Origin of the sequence: Cereibacter sphaeroides 2.4.1, assembly GCF_000012905.2 — a bacterium.
Classification (GTDB): Bacteria; Pseudomonadota; Alphaproteobacteria; order Rhodobacterales; family Rhodobacteraceae; genus Cereibacter_A; species Cereibacter_A sphaeroides.
Window position 1 is genome coordinate 91,448 of sequence record NC_007489.1, and the last position, 13,837, is coordinate 105,284.

The 13,837-nt window shown below is 61.4% G+C and carries 16 protein-coding genes; 8 read left to right on the forward strand and 8 right to left on the reverse strand.

Annotated features, from left to right (window positions below; all coding sequences use genetic code 11):
• Window positions 1–61 precede the first annotated feature (61 nt).
• From RSP_RS20785 to RSP_RS20795, 3 genes are all read left to right on the forward strand, one after another.
• Window positions 62–547, forward strand: coding sequence for a hypothetical protein (locus tag RSP_RS20785; RefSeq protein ID WP_017208417.1), 486 nt, complete (start codon window positions 62–64; stop codon window positions 545–547).
• Window positions 548–738: 191 nt separating this feature from the next.
• A complete protein-coding gene (locus RSP_RS20790) occupies window positions 739–942 on the forward strand; it encodes a hypothetical protein (protein ID WP_147176022.1) in 204 nt (67 codons plus the stop codon).
• On the forward strand, window positions 921–1,964 hold the full coding sequence (locus RSP_RS20795) for a nucleotidyltransferase family protein (protein ID WP_011331405.1): 1,044 nt from the start codon (window positions 921–923) through the stop codon (window positions 1,962–1,964). The genes RSP_RS20790 and RSP_RS20795 overlap by 22 nt, the downstream gene beginning before the upstream one ends.
• Before the next feature lie 116 nt (window positions 1,965–2,080).
• On the opposite strand, the gene RSP_RS20800 is transcribed toward RSP_RS20795, so the two are convergent.
• Both RSP_RS20800 and RSP_RS20805 read right to left on the reverse strand, forming a co-directional pair.
• Window positions 2,081–2,860, reverse strand: a complete 780-nt coding sequence (locus RSP_RS20800; protein WP_011331406.1) for a hypothetical protein — start codon at window positions 2,858–2,860, stop codon at window positions 2,081–2,083.
• Window positions 2,860–3,078: a hypothetical protein gene (locus tag RSP_RS20805; protein WP_017140498.1), complete on the reverse strand. Its 219-nt coding sequence runs from the start codon at window positions 3,076–3,078 to the stop codon at window positions 2,860–2,862. Before RSP_RS20805 ends, RSP_RS20800 begins: the two co-directional genes overlap by 1 nt.
• 910 nt (window positions 3,079–3,988) lie before the next feature.
• Here RSP_RS20805 and RSP_RS20810 point away from each other — a divergent pair.
• Together RSP_RS20810 and RSP_RS20815 are read left to right on the forward strand one after the other, a co-directional pair.
• Window positions 3,989–5,182 carry an AAA family ATPase gene (locus RSP_RS20810; RefSeq protein ID WP_017140497.1) on the forward strand — a complete coding sequence of 398 codons (1,194 nt, stop codon included), beginning with the start codon at window positions 3,989–3,991 and terminating at the stop codon, window positions 5,180–5,182.
• Between the two features lie 504 nt (window positions 5,183–5,686).
• Window positions 5,687–5,947 carry a WGR domain-containing protein gene (locus tag RSP_RS20815; protein ID WP_030002946.1) on the forward strand — a complete coding sequence of 87 codons (261 nt, stop codon included), beginning with the start codon at window positions 5,687–5,689 and terminating at the stop codon, window positions 5,945–5,947.
• A 143-nt stretch (window positions 5,948–6,090) separates the two neighbouring features.
• Here the strand turns inward: RSP_RS20815 and RSP_RS20820 are convergent, their stop codons facing one another.
• Together RSP_RS20820 and RSP_RS20825 are read right to left on the reverse strand one after the other, a co-directional pair.
• Window positions 6,091–6,309, reverse strand: a complete 219-nt coding sequence (locus RSP_RS20820) for a hypothetical protein (protein WP_017140495.1) — start codon at window positions 6,307–6,309, stop codon at window positions 6,091–6,093.
• A gap of 548 nt (window positions 6,310–6,857) precedes the next feature.
• On the reverse strand, window positions 6,858–7,232 hold the full coding sequence (locus RSP_RS20825; RefSeq protein WP_017140494.1) for a hypothetical protein: 375 nt from the start codon (window positions 7,230–7,232) through the stop codon (window positions 6,858–6,860).
• Window positions 7,233–7,863: 631 nt separating this feature from the next.
• Here RSP_RS20825 and RSP_RS20830 point away from each other — a divergent pair.
• Complete coding sequence (locus RSP_RS20830; protein WP_011331408.1) at window positions 7,864–8,616, forward strand: outer membrane protein; 753 nt, start codon at window positions 7,864–7,866, stop codon at window positions 8,614–8,616.
• A gap of 4 nt (window positions 8,617–8,620) precedes the next feature.
• Here RSP_RS20830 and RSP_RS20835 read toward each other — a convergent pair whose 3' ends face one another.
• Window positions 8,621–9,175: a hypothetical protein gene (locus RSP_RS20835; protein ID WP_011331409.1), complete on the reverse strand. Its 555-nt coding sequence runs from the start codon at window positions 9,173–9,175 to the stop codon at window positions 8,621–8,623.
• Between the two features lie 915 nt (window positions 9,176–10,090).
• On the opposite strand from RSP_RS20835, the gene RSP_RS20840 reads away from it, so the two are divergent.
• On the forward strand, window positions 10,091–10,753 hold the full coding sequence (locus tag RSP_RS20840) for a response regulator (protein ID WP_011331410.1): 663 nt from the start codon (window positions 10,091–10,093) through the stop codon (window positions 10,751–10,753).
• Between the two features lie 212 nt (window positions 10,754–10,965).
• On the opposite strand, the gene RSP_RS20845 is transcribed toward RSP_RS20840, so the two are convergent.
• The 3 genes from RSP_RS20845 to RSP_RS20855 form a co-directional block, all read right to left on the reverse strand.
• The gene (locus RSP_RS20845) at window positions 10,966–11,232 is read right to left on the reverse strand and encodes a hypothetical protein (RefSeq protein WP_011331411.1); all 267 of its coding nucleotides are present in this window, start codon (window positions 11,230–11,232) and stop codon (window positions 10,966–10,968) included.
• A 33-nt stretch (window positions 11,233–11,265) separates the two neighbouring features.
• Window positions 11,266–11,988 carry a response regulator transcription factor gene (locus RSP_RS20850; protein WP_011331412.1) on the reverse strand — a complete coding sequence of 241 codons (723 nt, stop codon included), beginning with the start codon at window positions 11,986–11,988 and terminating at the stop codon, window positions 11,266–11,268.
• Window positions 11,989–12,196: 208 nt separating this feature from the next.
• Window positions 12,197–12,838: a helix-turn-helix transcriptional regulator gene (locus RSP_RS20855; protein ID WP_011331413.1), complete on the reverse strand. Its 642-nt coding sequence runs from the start codon at window positions 12,836–12,838 to the stop codon at window positions 12,197–12,199.
• A 364-nt stretch (window positions 12,839–13,202) separates the two neighbouring features.
• Between RSP_RS20855 and RSP_RS22530 the strand changes: the two genes are divergently transcribed.
• Window positions 13,203–13,688 carry a hypothetical protein gene (locus tag RSP_RS22530; protein ID WP_011331414.1) on the forward strand — a complete coding sequence of 162 codons (486 nt, stop codon included), beginning with the start codon at window positions 13,203–13,205 and terminating at the stop codon, window positions 13,686–13,688.
• Window positions 13,689–13,837: the final 149 nt, after the last annotated feature.

The window sequence follows — 13,837 nt, forward strand, 5'->3', positions numbered from 1 at the left end:
TCTTTCCGGAGCGATCGCCGGACATCCCGCGGGATCCGAGCAATCCGATCGCGGGGACCGGATGCTGACCATGGATCCGGACGTTGCCTGTATTCCCGCCGTGACGGTCGAGGCGCCCGAAGGTTCCGGTGTCACTTCCCTGCTCGACTTCGTGAGCCGGTCGATCCCCTCCTCCGGGGAGGGGCAGGATGTTCCGCCCTGGCTTGCAGAGCATGGCCAGCTGGCCGTCGCGCGTGCCCGCCGGATCCTGCTCCATGGTCGAGGCCTGGAATGGGAAAGCCCGTCCTTCGCCCGCTACGTTCTCTGCCGGATGCCGGTTCCGGGACGTCTTGCCCTGAAATGGTTTCACGACCGGCCGGTCGAAAGGGCAGAGTACCTTGCCCTTCACCCTTCCGGATGTACCGCTCTTTCTGTCCTTGCGGCGTCTGGGCTGCTGACAAGGGTAGATCGGGAACTTGAGGAAGACATGCGCCAAGGTTTCCGGGATGAGGTTCTGGTCATTCTGGGCAAGATCGTCCGCAAATACCGGGACGAGGCACAAGGTTAGTCCTTCCCATCGGGCCGCTTCAGGTCGCAGTTCGTCCGGTGGCGCCCGCAGTTCCGCCGCGGGGCTTCTCCGCTGGATGCGCCATGGATGAGGGATCAGCCCTCCTTCAGCGCCCTCGGCCGCGCATCAGGCCCTGGAAAGCCGAGGTTCTTCCGCATGCCGCGGGGGAGACTGGCCGGCGAAGGGGCTGCATGACGACCTGCAGCAGGCTTGTTCTCGACCCGGAACCGGTTGGGCGGGGGCGAGCATCATCAGGAAGGAGTCGGGTGGAGCAACCGAAGATGCTGGCGGTGTTCTGCAGGAGTCTTGATAAGACACTGGAAAAAAATACATTTGCCAACTGGAAACGAGATTTTGGTCTGAGTTGGCAAAAATGGCTTTTTTCAGCGATCTGAGCGGAGACGCGGTCCGGGATGCGATCGATGCACGCGAACGCTACCGCCTGCTGCGGCAGGCCTTGGCCGAGCTCCGGCACAGCTACGGCGGCTCGATGAAATTCGAGGCCCGGGGGGATGCGGATTATCTCATCCGGCGTCCTTTCCGCGGCACCGGCAGGAGGTCGTGCGGCCGACGGAGCCCGGAAACCGAGAACATGCTGCGGAAGTTCGAGGAGGGGAAGGCCGCTGCCGAAGAGCGGGTGCAGAGCCTTCGAAAGCTGCTCGAGGAGCAGGCCCCTGTCCTGCGCGCACGGGGCCTCGGCCGGGTTCCCCTCCTGACGGCACGGGTGATCCGCAAATTCGAGGATCTGGGATGGCTCGGACGGACTCTCCTCGTACTCGGAACGAACGCGCTTTATGCCTATGAGGCGGCGGCCGCGGTCCGCATCGAGGCCGGCATGCTGGCAACCGGGGATGTCGACGTGCTTTACGATGCACGTCGGAAGCTCGTCATGTCGGGAGAGGTGGGGGAACGGGGTCTGATCGGAGCGTTGCAGTCCGTCGACAGATCCTTCCAGCCGGTTGGGCGACGCAGCTATACAGCCGCTAACAAGGACGGCTACATGGTCGATCTGCTGGAACCCCTGGATTATGATCGCGTCATGCGACAGGGGCCGGCGCGGATGTCTGCAGCTCCGGACGACCTCGTGGCGGTTTCGACAGAGAGCAGCCGATGGCTTCTCAACGTGCCAAAGTTCTCCGCGACGACCTTTGATGAGAAAGGGCTTCCGGTCAGGATCGTGACGATCGATCCACGGGCCTTTGCGTTGCAAAAGCAATGGATCCTGGAGAACGACCCGACGCGGGACCCGGCCAAGCGCCGCCGCGATGGCGAGCAGGCCCGCCTGGTCGCGAAGCTTGCGGTGCGCCATCTGGGGCTGAGCTTCAATGATTCTGCTCTCTCGGCCCTGCCGCGGTCCTTTCTGGATCTCGCGGACCGGCTGGAGGTGCCCCCGATTGATGAGGCGCCACTCTGGTAGTCCCGGTCGCGGCTCAGCCAAAGACATCATTGCGGTCGCCCGTAGCGAGGATGGATCCGGGACGCAGGCCACGCGCTTTCAAGCGCCAGCCGATGCTGCGCCGTCGGTCCGGATCTTCAGGCGAACTCGGGGGCAGCGTCGGGAAAAGTGGGGACCCTTCCGCCCCCGTCCTGCAAGGGCCTTACCTCGAACGCCTCCCGCTCGAGCGGAATGCCGTCCTTGCCGACGGGCAGGCCATCCAGATAACTGTCCGGAACCTCGCGGAGGAACGTCTCGGCGCGGTCCAGCTTTTCGAGAACGATCATCTTGATGATTCCGGCTGTCCAGCCCTCTGGCACGCCTCGCAGGCTTTCCAGTTCTTCGTTCGAAGCCGATACGGCCCTCTGCCGGGCGTTGTTCAGCAGGGCCAAGGGAGAGAGGACGCCAAGTTTCAGAGCAGCGCCGAGAAACAGCGGGCCGAGCGGACAGTAGTTTTCCCCGATCAATGCAAGATCGAGAATATCGCGGGCCTGACGGCGCGTGGAGGCGGCCGTGACCTTGTTGACGGCAAGATCGGCCCGATGCAGGCGTAGACCCCATGCCGGGTCCGGTTGCAGTGGAAAGAACCTCATCCGGGTCTCGCTCATCCACTGGATCTGGGTTGCCGCTCCGCCTCCCCGGACGGTGGCATCGGTACAGCCGTAGATTTCCAGGTCGATCGTCACTTCATAGCCGGCGTCTTCCAGGGAGCGGACGTCCCTCTGGACGATATCCGGGATCATCTCGTCCGTATCCGTGAGATCGTCCGATTGGCGCGACGTATGCTGGTTCAGGACGGCGCCGCCCGCAAAGTAGCTTTCGGCGCTTCGGTTGGAAGCCATGATCCGAGCGACACGGGCCTGCAGATCCGTCAACATCACCGAGAAATCGTCACTTCTCTTGAGCAGCGCAGGAGTTTCAGCCCAAGACGGAAGCCTGCCAGATCCGTTCGGTCCATGACCGCCGCGCCAACCACACGGAGTTGCGCCGGCAGCGGCATGCCCGACAACCGGGCCTCGGAGATGTTGTCCATGATCTCGAGGCGATAGCGGTTCATCGCCTCTCCGAGCAATTTCTGAGGGTCGGGCTCGGGCATCGTGATCGTCCGGATGCGAGATGCGGATGGCGAATATATAGGCGATCCGGCCATGTCAGACAAAGGCAAAGGCAGCGGATCCAGGCCGCGAAGGTCGTGGCAGGGTCGCCCGAGATCGTGTCCCGGTTGGTGGGGTATCTCACCCGTAGCGCTGCCGCCCGCCCGCGCCACACGCTCGTCTCCACTGAGACCTCCTACAGCTTCTGTCGACGTGGACTTCCCGTCCGGAGGAGGCTTGTGGTGAAAATCGTGAAGGGGCGCCGGCTCCTTGGCTGCAGCCAAGCCCCGGGTTAGATTTTTTTGACTAACTTATTGAATAGTATGATTTTGGTAAAATCATGGCTGTGATACTGGCATGTGATACCAAAATGATGAATTACAAGGACTTAGATGCTAGGGCTGTGCGTGACCGCGGGCCGTCGGACGCTACCGTGACCATCCTGAAGCCATGCCGGTTGTCTCCGGGCCTATCCATGCCCCAAGGTTTCAGCAGGAACCCCCGCTCCTCCAGAGCCTCGGGGCGGAAGCGCCAATGGCGCCAGTCAGACTGCTGCCAGCTCCATCGGACAAGCTCTTGCATGATCGATAACCTGCGCCGTTGTCGATCATGAATAGCGCCTGAAGTGATTGATTCCCCGCGACAGAGCCCTCCGTGGTTCACGCCCGGACGAAAAGGCCGGGATCATCGCCATCAGAGTTTCCATCTTGACAGCCGATTTGCCTCCCATCAGAATCTTCGGCATGTCCATCCAGAACGCCCACCACTCGATACGCTGATCTCCCGTTTCGGGGGAGGCGGCGCTGGTGCGCGGGAGGGATTTATACACCCTTAAGCGGCAGATTACCGTTCACGGGAGGGTTCGAATCCCTCGCCTCCTACCAATCCCGTCTTGACTGATCATGACCATGGGTGGTGGTGGACGTGCCTTTTTCCGACGAAGATCTCATGCTTATGTGGGGGGCCGAAGAGCCTCTGCCGACGCCCTCCGGCTTCCGACGAGCGTGGGCGCTGATGCGGGAGATGAACGCTTCGGCGCATCATGACGACGCGCAGAGGCTGTGCTTTCTGAAACGGCCCAGCCGTCTCGAGACCTACAATTTTCTTTTCAGTCGCTCCTGTGCCGAACCGCAAGCGACCGTCAGAGAGCGGCTGCGGGCGCTGCAGCATGCCGATCCCTTGTGGGGGAACCTCGCCATGGAGGTGCGCGCACGCCTCATGCTGCTGGTCGACGATCTTTCCGAAGGGGACCTGTTTACGGGGGCCTCATTCGCTGCTGCTGCGGATCACACCGTCCCCGAGGGCCACATCCTGCTGCACACAGCTCCTGCGAAATCGGGGGAGGATCGGCGCGGCCGGGATGCCATGCGCGAGGCGCTGGCCCGACCGAAGAGGCTTGCAGGCCCGAGGACATGCGATGAGGTGGACGACCTCTTTGCCGCTCTTTTCGCGGAGAGCCCCTGGCTTGGGCAGCCGCTCGAATGGGCCTGGCAGAGGGCCCTCGACAGTCTCAACGAGCTCGGATGGGTTCGCCTTCCGCCCTTGCTGCTGGTCGGGCCACCCGGCTGCGGCAAGACCTGGATGGCCGAACGGCTGGCTGCACTCGCGGGCCTTCCCTGGTCGCGCCTGGAGGGGGCCAGCATGACGGCGAGCTTCCCGATCGGGGGGAGCGATTTCCAGTGGAACTCCTCCCACCCGGGAGAGGCCGTGAGGCTCATCCATGAAAGCGGCGTGGCCAACCCTTGCGTGATTTTCGATGAAGTCGAGAAGGGACAGACGAGCTCCTCAGGGGGCGATCCTCGCCTGGCGCTCCTGCCTTTCCTGCAGCGTTCGACCGCGGCGCGATACCGCTGCCCCTACCTTCAGGCTCCGATCGATGTGAGTCACGTGACATGGATCCTGACGGCCAACGGTCTGGAGGGGCTGAGTGCGCCGCTCCTCGACCGCGTCACCGTCTTTCAGGCACGCCATCCCACCGGATCTGACCTCGAGCGGCTCGTCATGCGGATCACGGCCGAGATCGAGGACAGGCGGCTGACGCTTCGCGGCCTCGATCGCCTGAAAAACAATTTCCGGGCACTGGGACGCCGGCCGATGCTGCATTGAAAAGCAGATGATGATGGACCTTCGTGCAGAGCTCCTGCTGGTGCTCGTCCTGGCGCTGCAGGTGCTCGCCCATGGCTGGGGCGATGTGCGAGACTGCAGTATGAGGCCGGCAAGCCGCTGCGAAAGGCGGCGACTTTTTCCAGCCAGCTCCAGCACGAGATCGTTCAGGCCTGCACGGGGGGAGCGGCCTTCCGAGACCATGAGGGGCTCGAACAAGCCTGTCGTCTCGCCATCGTCGGAAAGTGCCCCCTGTCCTGCTTTCTGTCCGCTTTCATGACCGCTGTGGCCTCTTCCAAAGAGCAAGCCTTATTGAACCCTTGTGGCTTTCCTGAAGGGAGTGCTTCCGCCTTGGTGGCCGGTTCGGTGTCCGCCATCACGAAGAAGAGCCATATCGCAAACAGGACGCCTCACCCCGCCTTCCAGAGGCGAAGCTGCGCCGGAGAGCGCGCTGGAAAGGGCGAGAGCCGCTCGATACGGTGACGAAGCTCAGTGTCGAGGTTCGTCATGCCCGATGATGGCGTTCAGCTTGAGGTCTTCCCGACCTGTCTGCACCTGCAGCGGATCGATACTGCACGCAACCTGTGGCGCTTTTACCGAATGACGGTTCAACGGGACCTTTTCGGTCGCGTGACCCTCGTTCGGACATGGGGACGGATCAGGACGCATGGCCGGGAGCGGGTCGACTTCCATGAAGACGAGGGCGTGGCGATCACGGCCCTCATGAAACTCGCCGAGGCAAAGCGGCGTCGGGGATACGAGCCGTGAAGGGTGAGGCAAGTCCGCTCAGGTCCCGGAGAACCGATCCACAGCCCCTTGGACAAGCCTGCTCCACGACGACATGGGGCGATGAGAATGTCGGCGCAATCGCGGCCGTCCCGCCTGCATCCGCGACATGCGGGATCGGGATATCAGGCAACCTTGCGTCGGCTGCGCCGGGCAAAGAGCTTGGACCAGTCCGCAACCGTCTCTTCGGGCAGATAGAGAAGGCCTGCGACGTCCTCGATGGACAGACCCTCGGCAAGAAGAAGCAGGGCATTGGCCATGCGAGCCTGGACGACTTCGGGGGATTTGGCGTCCAGCGCATTTCTCAAGCTGGCGCGGTCTTCGTCGGAAAGGTCGAGAATCATACGGTCACTCTCTGGAGGAGAGAGTGCGCTTTGCACAGAGTGACAGCCTCTTCAAGTTGTCCCAGGCATCCTCCACAGCCCGCTTCGAGGGCTGGGTGGATGTCCCTGCGCCTTGCAGCAGACGGTATCCCGGGCGCTGAAGATCACGGTGCAGCCGCTCACCCAGCCAGATAGTACGCGGCCATCCCTCCCAGCGTGGCGAGGCCTGGATCTCCGATTTCCGCGACACTACGGCCAGGCCGTGCTGCCGCGGACAGGCGACGAACTTCCGCAAAGCTGACCTGGTGGCAGGATGCCCTCCTGTGGCCTCGCTGCGAAGGATATTGCACCATTTGCTGGTAACAGTGCCCTGGCTGACCCGATCGCTGACCGGGCCTCTCAGGTCCTTCGAGATGCTCGCCAGGTCGAAGACATGAGCCGCCTCGATGGCAGGTCGCCTATCCGCGATACGAACCGGAAGCCAAGGGCCGCCGCGGCAGCTGATCCTGCGTGACGCGTGGGATCGGCTCCCGGCACTGGAATATGAGGTCGGCGACGCGACGTAGGCCTCAGGCGGATGGGCTGTACAGGACCGGCCCATGCGCCGAAACTTGCCCGTCCTCAGCCGGAGTTTCGTAGAGGCTGGCATGTCCCTCCAGGAGTTCCGCGATCTCGCGCGGATCTTCCGTGAGCAGCCAATGGGCGAATTCCTCCAGGCTCGCTTCCGCCAGCAGGGCCTGCTGCTGGGGCGTCGGAGCGATCCAGATCGCAAGTGCCAGGAGGGCCACAGCCCGCCGCGGCTCGCTCGCGGCCGACAGTGGCGCTACGAAACTGACCCCGGCGTGCCGTTCCAGTTCCCGGGCGGCATCCAGAGCCCATCCCTCGATGAGGGGGAGCCTGACCGCGCCGGGCTCCGGAGGTGTGTCCTTGAGATTGCGTATCATTCAGGTCCGATCTGTATAAGTGCGTCCACCGCCCGAACGCCGGAAGCCGCTTCCGGTTGCCGCATTCGAGCCGATATTTCTGCTCCCGCCCCATTCGCATGTCCGGGAACTGCTTCTCCAGGGCGCCCGATGGAGAAATTGCCGAAGGGGCTCTGCAGCCCTTGACATCAGATTAGGCAGAACGCCGGCCAGTCGAAAGATGAACTTACCGCAGCTTGACATTGGTCGGATCAAGGGGATTCGGTCCCGCCGCAGCGTTCCAGAGCCGTCCGGACCTTACGGAATTCCGTGTCCTTTCTACATCATCAGGGTGTTTTCCCGAGGGCTGCGGCTCACAGACTCTCCCAAAGCCGGTCTCTCCGGCAGGGAATTCCGGTCTCTTAGGTTTTCAGCGACCGTCCTTCGGGGCAAATCTCTACCGATTGAAATATCTCGTCGACAAAGGAGACAATGATCTGAAACTAAAGCTTTGCCATATTTCGTCCATGAAGCTCATAAATCGTCCTGGCCATCTTTAGGTTATATGTTGCCTTCCCGCCTCAATACTTTTGCGCTCCTTCAAATTCCCCAAGAGCGGTAGAGTATCGCCCTGCTTTTCCCCGGAAAGCGTGAAGTGGATGGTGAAAGTATCATGAAACATGGTTTTCTCTTCGGAGCGGCAGCCTTGGCTCTGCTCTCGACTTCCTCCGTGGCGCTGGCGGGCGGACCCATCGTGGTTCCGATGGAGGCTCCCGTGACAGCGCTGGCTCCCAGCGGAACCTACGACTGGTCGGGCTTCTGGATCGGCGGCGGCCTGGGCTACGGCAGCACCAACTATGACATCTCGGGAGATGCCGATCTCGCGGAAGGGCAAAGCGGTGCGCTCGAGCTGCCTGATCTCGGCGGCCAGGGGGGGCTCCTGTCGCTGGAGGCCGGCTATGCCTATGCTCTGGCACCCCGATGGATTCTCGCGGGTCAGCTGGACTATGCCTTCGGCAATATCGACAATGACGCCGACCTGTCGCTCGATGGCGAGCTCAGTCTCGACGCCTCCTACGACATCAAGGTCAAGTCGATGATGGCGGGGACCGCACGTCTGGGCTATCTCCCCTCGGACACCACCATGATCTACGGCCTTGCCGGCCTCACCCGTGCAAAGTTCGAGGCGGATTATTCCGTCTCCGGCGTGACATCGGGCGGCTATGATTTCTCCGATACCGGTCTCACGATCGGGGCCGGGATGGAGACCCGCCTGACCGAGAAGATCGGCCTGAAGCTCGAATATCGCTACACCAAATTCGACGACTATACGATTTTCGACGGGAATGTCGCGGGTGCGGACGTCAAGGCAAGCTCCGACACCTCGATCCAGTCGGCGACTGCCAGCCTCACCTACCGCTTCTGAGGCGTCACGCGGGATCCGGCGGGAAATCCGGCCGGATCCCCGGCTCTTGCATCTTCGCCTGCCACGGGCTCGTTTCCGGCAAGGCGCCTTCGGCTTCTCCCGCTGAGAGGGTTCGTGCTCCAAAGAGCATCGAACTGCGGTAGTGCTCGGCAGCGGCCAACGGTTGACCGCCGAGCCGTGACAGTCTTGTGAGGGGCTCGTCCGCGCTCCCATCCAGGATCCGTGCGATTTCCTCGGGATCCTCCGTCAGCAGCCACTGGGCGAATTCCGGGGCGGTCACGTCCGATAGAAGATGACGGTACTCGCTGCCCGGGTCGTACCAGGCTGCCAGAGCGGTGAAGACCGCGGCTCGGCGCAGATCGTCGGCTGCGAACAGCGGGGCAAGCAGCCGGATCCCTGACCGCTGCTCGATCTCGAAGGCGGCCCTGAGGGCCCATCCCCCGAAGGGGCGCAGCCACGGGCCGGCAGAGCACGAAAGAGTATCGGCACGGGGAAAATCTGAGGAAGAGCAGTCCTCGGCAAGTTCAGAAAAAGTGTCGGCAAGGGCATCGCGTTTCATGGAGCTGCCTCCGAGACTAAGAACCTGTGGTGATGAATGACTTGATAGGCCTTACGAGGCGAAGCATGCCATGCTGCCGGGCAGGGAGGTCAGACTTCCTAAGGTGCGCGTCACAAAACTCTTTCGGCTTCCCCTCGGGGTTGCTCGTGCGTTTCGGGGAGGCAAGACAGGGTTGTGCGCAGCCCAAAAAATGGGCGCAACCGCAGCTTTGCAGGGGTGCGCCGAATGCCAAACGGCCAGTCCCAGAAAAGCATGCAGGCATCATGCCTGGCGCCCCTGCCAGACCCGAACCCGACTCGGATGCCACATCGCCGGAGCGCTGGCCGATGATGCTCTTGCTGCGAGCCGTTGGGCCAGGCATCGGGAAGGCGCGAGCAACGCCGCCGTTCCGTGTGACCCATAGAACTGACCGCAAGACGTCCAATGAAAAGGACGCCCGGCCGATCACCGGGCGTCAAATCTGTCATGAAACAGAATCCAAGGCAGTTTTCAGGGCTTGCGCCAGGTCACGTCAGCCGCACCCATGCACCTCTTCATCATAGAAGGGCTCTGATTCGAAATCCTGTTCTCTATGGAGCTGAAACGCAGGCATTCGTTTCGACTGCGGTATCCGAAGAGAGGATGATATGCGGCAAGCCGGCATCTTTCGGGGCTGACACCACTCCCCCGGAAAGACCTGTTGTGGATCGGCAGCACCAGTCTGAATGGTAACTAAAGATTGCTCTCCGCTTACTATCGGCCGGAAATAACGCCGCGCGTATCTTTCATTTTTGCTTTGCGCAGCCTGAAGCTCACTTCAGGGTTGCCGGAAGCATCCTAAGTTAATCATCTTCTATGTCATGCAGTAACTTGGCATGATCCTTCAATTGTTCGATTGTCCATCGTACCGCGTCATGTTGAGGGATCAAACCAAAGATGTATTCAGGATCGCAATCCGGCGGCACCGATCAGGAACAAAACGTGTCGCTGCTGGTGGCGGGCGATCACGAATTGCTTCGGGATGCCATCAGCGAAATCCTGAGACGGGAGGGAGGGTTCTCGGTAGAGGTGACCGGCAGCCGCGAAGGGGTGCTCAAGCAGATCGAAGAAAGAGGCGGGTTCGACGTCATCCTGCTCGATCTGCAGATGCCGGGCATGAGCGGGCTCGATTCTCTGCGCGAAGTAGCGACGTCAAATGCCAACGGAGCCGTAGCGATTTTAGCGGGCGAGCTTACGCGCGATGTGGTGATGAGTGCCTTCAAGGCAGGCGCCAGAGGCTATATTCCGAAAACACTCCCGCTGCGCGCCTTGCCCATCGCCTTGCGCCTCATCGCCTCCGGTGAGAGTTACGTTCCTGCGTGGCTGACAAATGGAGGCGGAACAACGCAGGCGGATGGCCCCAGTTTCGATCTTCTGCCAGAAGAGTTGCAGATCCTGGAAGAGGTTTCGGACGGGCGGACCAACAAGCAGATCGCTTTCACGCTGAACGTGACCGAAGGTGCCATCAAGATGAAGATGCGCGCCATCTGCATGAAGCTGGGAGCCAAGAACCGGACGCACGCGGTGGTGATCGCGCGGCAGCACATGATGCTGCGGTGAAGCGGCCCCGCCCTCTCTCCGTTCAAGCGTCCCGATCAACCGGGGTGGGGGCGGACGGGAAACCGGATGGGCGCCACGCGCCTGTTCCACCGCGGCGAGGAACTCGCCCCGGGAGCAGGGAACCTGCAGCGTGACGCGGTCTGCCGGTCCGCAAGGATCATCATCCGACCGCCACGGATCTCCGGATATGAGAAGCGTCAGTTGCGGATATCTTATCCGGATCTTCTGACACAATCGACCCATATCCTCGCATGAGGCGCGGTCTGCCAGTCCAGTATCACCTTCTCGGCACCGGGATAGAAGGCTCCAAGGCCCCAGAGGTTGCTATCGAGCCATTCCGCCATCACGATTGGCCCCGCAACTTGAACGACAGGGGCGTCGAACCCGCTCAGCCAGGCTTCGATATCGTCGAACCAGAAACGCCGCACGTCCGCTGCGGCCAGCAGCAGGGTCCCGCCGATCGGGAAGTCCTGCGGCATTTCGCCTGCGAGGGGCGGCGGAGTGCATGGGCGCTACCCTTGGGTCTTCGGAACCTTGTCCTCTTCAGGACAACCTCCTGCCCTTGCCTCCGGAACGGACTGGTCGGCGGTCAACAGCGCGGCGGGCACTACAGGAGCGTGGAAATCTTCGACATGACGCAGACCGACACCTGTGTTCACCGCCAGCTGCGTTCGATTGCGGGCCTCGAACTTCAAACAGAGGGCGCGGACATGCATCTTGATTGTGACCTCCGCCAGGCCCAGCTTCTGGGCGATCTCCTTGTTCGTCTTTCCTGCTCCGATCAGGTTCAGCACCTCGCGTTCCCGACGCGTCAGCCTGACCTTGCCGATCTCATAGATATTGGCGTCCAGAATCAGGACAGGCGGGACGTATTTTTCTCCCGAAAGCACGAACCCGATGGCATTGATCATCGAGGCCGCCCCCATGGACAGGGGGAAGTATCCTGCGATACCGAGATCGAGAGCTTCATGGATCATGTCGGCGTCGATCGACCCGGACATCAGGACAACAGGCTTTCCACCACTGGCTTCGAGACAGCGCCTGATCGGTTCCATTCCCCATAGGTCGGGCGGGCAATTGATGATCGAGAGGTCGAACGGCCCGTGTTCGCTGGTCAGGGTCAGAAGCTGGTCGATGCCGGTCACTTGGAAAACCTGGGCGTCGATCGACCGTTCGATGTAGGCTGCGAGGAGCTCGCGGATCAGGGCTTGCCCGTGAAAAAGAGCAATTTTCATGTTACCTTTCTCGCATATGCCCGCGCGTCTTCAGCTAGACCTTCCCAGTTTCAAACTGATAGGATGGCTGGTGAAAGCAGGTAAGATCTCTTTTCGCAACGCACCAATACCGGGTGCCGGCGCTGAAGAGCCGCAAGATGCGATGCTTGAACTTTAGAAAATCGCGGACCCCGGAAGTTTGGGCGATCTTTGAGAATATCGCGGGGCTTCAGCGCCCCGTTGCGCTGAGTACCCCTTGCGACAGGAGACCCGCATTCATCGCGATCTGCAGCGCCTGGACCGGCGTCCTCGCACCCGTTTGTGACACGGCCGACTTGAGCCGCGCCTTTACCGCGCTCTCCGTGATCCCGAGAATGTGAGCGATGCGCTTGTAGCGGTAGCCGTCCGCCAGCAGGCGCAAGGCCTCTATCTGAGAGGTAGTGAGGCGGGGCGCAGTCCTCCTGCGGTGCATCCCAAGGAGCAGCTTTTCGATCCTGAGCATTTCCTCATCGGTGTACTCCCGATCGGCTCTCCCGAAGATCCCCACGGTTCTCACATATCCATCCGACAAGGAGAGAATGCTGATCACGCATCCATATGTGAGGCCATGCTGACCATATTCGACCATGACGCCTGCGGGGTCCTCAGCTGGAAGCGCGCTCCACCGCGATTTCCCGCAGTTCATGAAGGTCCATTGCAACAGCGGATCCTTGAGGGCCATCCCTCGCGCGACGTATCTGCTCGTGAGGGGGGCGGGGAAGTGGTTTATCTCCACTTCGGGGGCCACGAAGTGTATCCGAAGGCCGATGTAGAAACCGGCCGGGGCCAGTTCTGACAGAGTCTTCACTTCCTTATCGGATGCTGGGGACATGGCACATTCTGGTAATCGTTGAATGAAAGGCCTTCTGCCGCTGGTTGCCACAGCAGCACTGTAGCAAGCATCAGGAAATTTTGCGTAAGCGCATTTGATCTTTTGTTGCAAGCACCTCTCTGATGTAGTCAGATCCTTTTATCCCTCTTGAGCTCGACGCTCGGTTCCATAAACTTTTGCGCTTGGCTCCGAGCATTGGTTGCGGGCCCGTAACCATTCGGATGGGTCGACATGCTGCAAGTTATATATTTTCGATCAAGCAAGAGATCTACATCCAAAGAGAGCAGGATCCAGGCTCATCCTTCGATGCCTGAAACGGGTTGCAATCCCGCGACGAGATGCGAACGACACCGAGACGAACGATATGCTTAAACCGGACGAAGAGATCAGGATACTCATGCCGAGGGTGCTGGCGGATGAAGCCCGTGCCCTCGCGCGCCGATATGATGTCACGCTGGGCAGCATCATCCGCAAAGCCGTGACGGACTTCATCCGGACGCACGATTGCACGACCCCCGGGCGATCTGCGGGATCTGGACCTCGCGCGGCGTCCAGTGCAATGAGCGAGCAGGAACTCGAAGAGTTGAGGTCCTCGGTTTCCGCTGCAGTGAGCGGCGCGACCTCATGGGCAAGCTTGCGTGATCGCCTTGCCGCCCTGAATCTAGAGATGTTCCCCAAGGGCGGAGGCCTCGCCTTGCGCACGATGGACACGCAGAAGGAGATCTGCAAAGCGTCCGAAGCAGGCTTCGGCTATTCACAGCTGATCCGCCGGTTTGGAGAGGGGCTGCCCGGCCATCCGCATCACTGGCTGGTAGAGCGGATCCTGGGAGAGGATCTGATCGAGGACTGAACGCCCAGCGAGGGCAGCCATCGTCCCCGACCCGCCCGCAGGTCATGTTGTCACCAAGTTAAAGTGTCGCCTGGCGTGCAAAGTAGAAATGTCGTCCCGGTGTCGCAGGGCTGAGCCGGCCCCGGCCCGCTCTCGTCAGGAAGGGCCGT

What these genes read in the sequence shown, in the direction of transcription:
- RSP_RS20835 (WP_011331409.1), bottom strand. Translation starts at nt 9,175, where the DNA reads ATGAAACGCGATGCCCTTGCCGACACTTTTTCTGAACTTGCCGAGGAC.
- RSP_RS20830 (WP_011331408.1), top strand. Translation starts at nt 7,864, where the DNA reads ATGAAACATGGTTTTCTCTTCGGAGCGGCAGCCTTGGCTCTGCTCTCG.
- RSP_RS20815 (WP_030002946.1), top strand. Translation starts at nt 5,687, where the DNA reads ATGCCCGATGATGGCGTTCAGCTTGAGGTCTTCCCGACCTGTCTGCAC.
- RSP_RS20855 (WP_011331413.1), bottom strand. Translation starts at nt 12,838, where the DNA reads ATGTCCCCAGCATCCGATAAGGAAGTGAAGACTCTGTCAGAACTGGCC.
- RSP_RS20795 (WP_011331405.1), top strand. Translation starts at nt 921, where the DNA reads ATGGCTTTTTTCAGCGATCTGAGCGGAGACGCGGTCCGGGATGCGATC.
- RSP_RS20785 (WP_017208417.1), top strand. Translation starts at nt 62, where the DNA reads ATGCTGACCATGGATCCGGACGTTGCCTGTATTCCCGCCGTGACGGTC.
- RSP_RS20840 (WP_011331410.1), top strand. Translation starts at nt 10,091, where the DNA reads ATGTATTCAGGATCGCAATCCGGCGGCACCGATCAGGAACAAAACGTG.
- RSP_RS20790 (WP_147176022.1), top strand. Translation starts at nt 739, where the DNA reads ATGACGACCTGCAGCAGGCTTGTTCTCGACCCGGAACCGGTTGGGCGG.
- RSP_RS20820 (WP_017140495.1), bottom strand. Translation starts at nt 6,309, where the DNA reads ATGATTCTCGACCTTTCCGACGAAGACCGCGCCAGCTTGAGAAATGCG.
- RSP_RS20805 (WP_017140498.1), bottom strand. Translation starts at nt 3,078, where the DNA reads ATGCCCGAGCCCGACCCTCAGAAATTGCTCGGAGAGGCGATGAACCGC.
- RSP_RS20845 (WP_011331411.1), bottom strand. Translation starts at nt 11,232, where the DNA reads ATGCCGCAGGACTTCCCGATCGGCGGGACCCTGCTGCTGGCCGCAGCG.
- RSP_RS22530 (WP_011331414.1), top strand. Translation starts at nt 13,203, where the DNA reads ATGCTTAAACCGGACGAAGAGATCAGGATACTCATGCCGAGGGTGCTG.
- RSP_RS20850 (WP_011331412.1), bottom strand. Translation starts at nt 11,988, where the DNA reads ATGAAAATTGCTCTTTTTCACGGGCAAGCCCTGATCCGCGAGCTCCTC.
- RSP_RS20800 (WP_011331406.1), bottom strand. Translation starts at nt 2,860, where the DNA reads ATGTTGACGGATCTGCAGGCCCGTGTCGCTCGGATCATGGCTTCCAAC.
- RSP_RS20825 (WP_017140494.1), bottom strand. Translation starts at nt 7,232, where the DNA reads ATGATACGCAATCTCAAGGACACACCTCCGGAGCCCGGCGCGGTCAGG.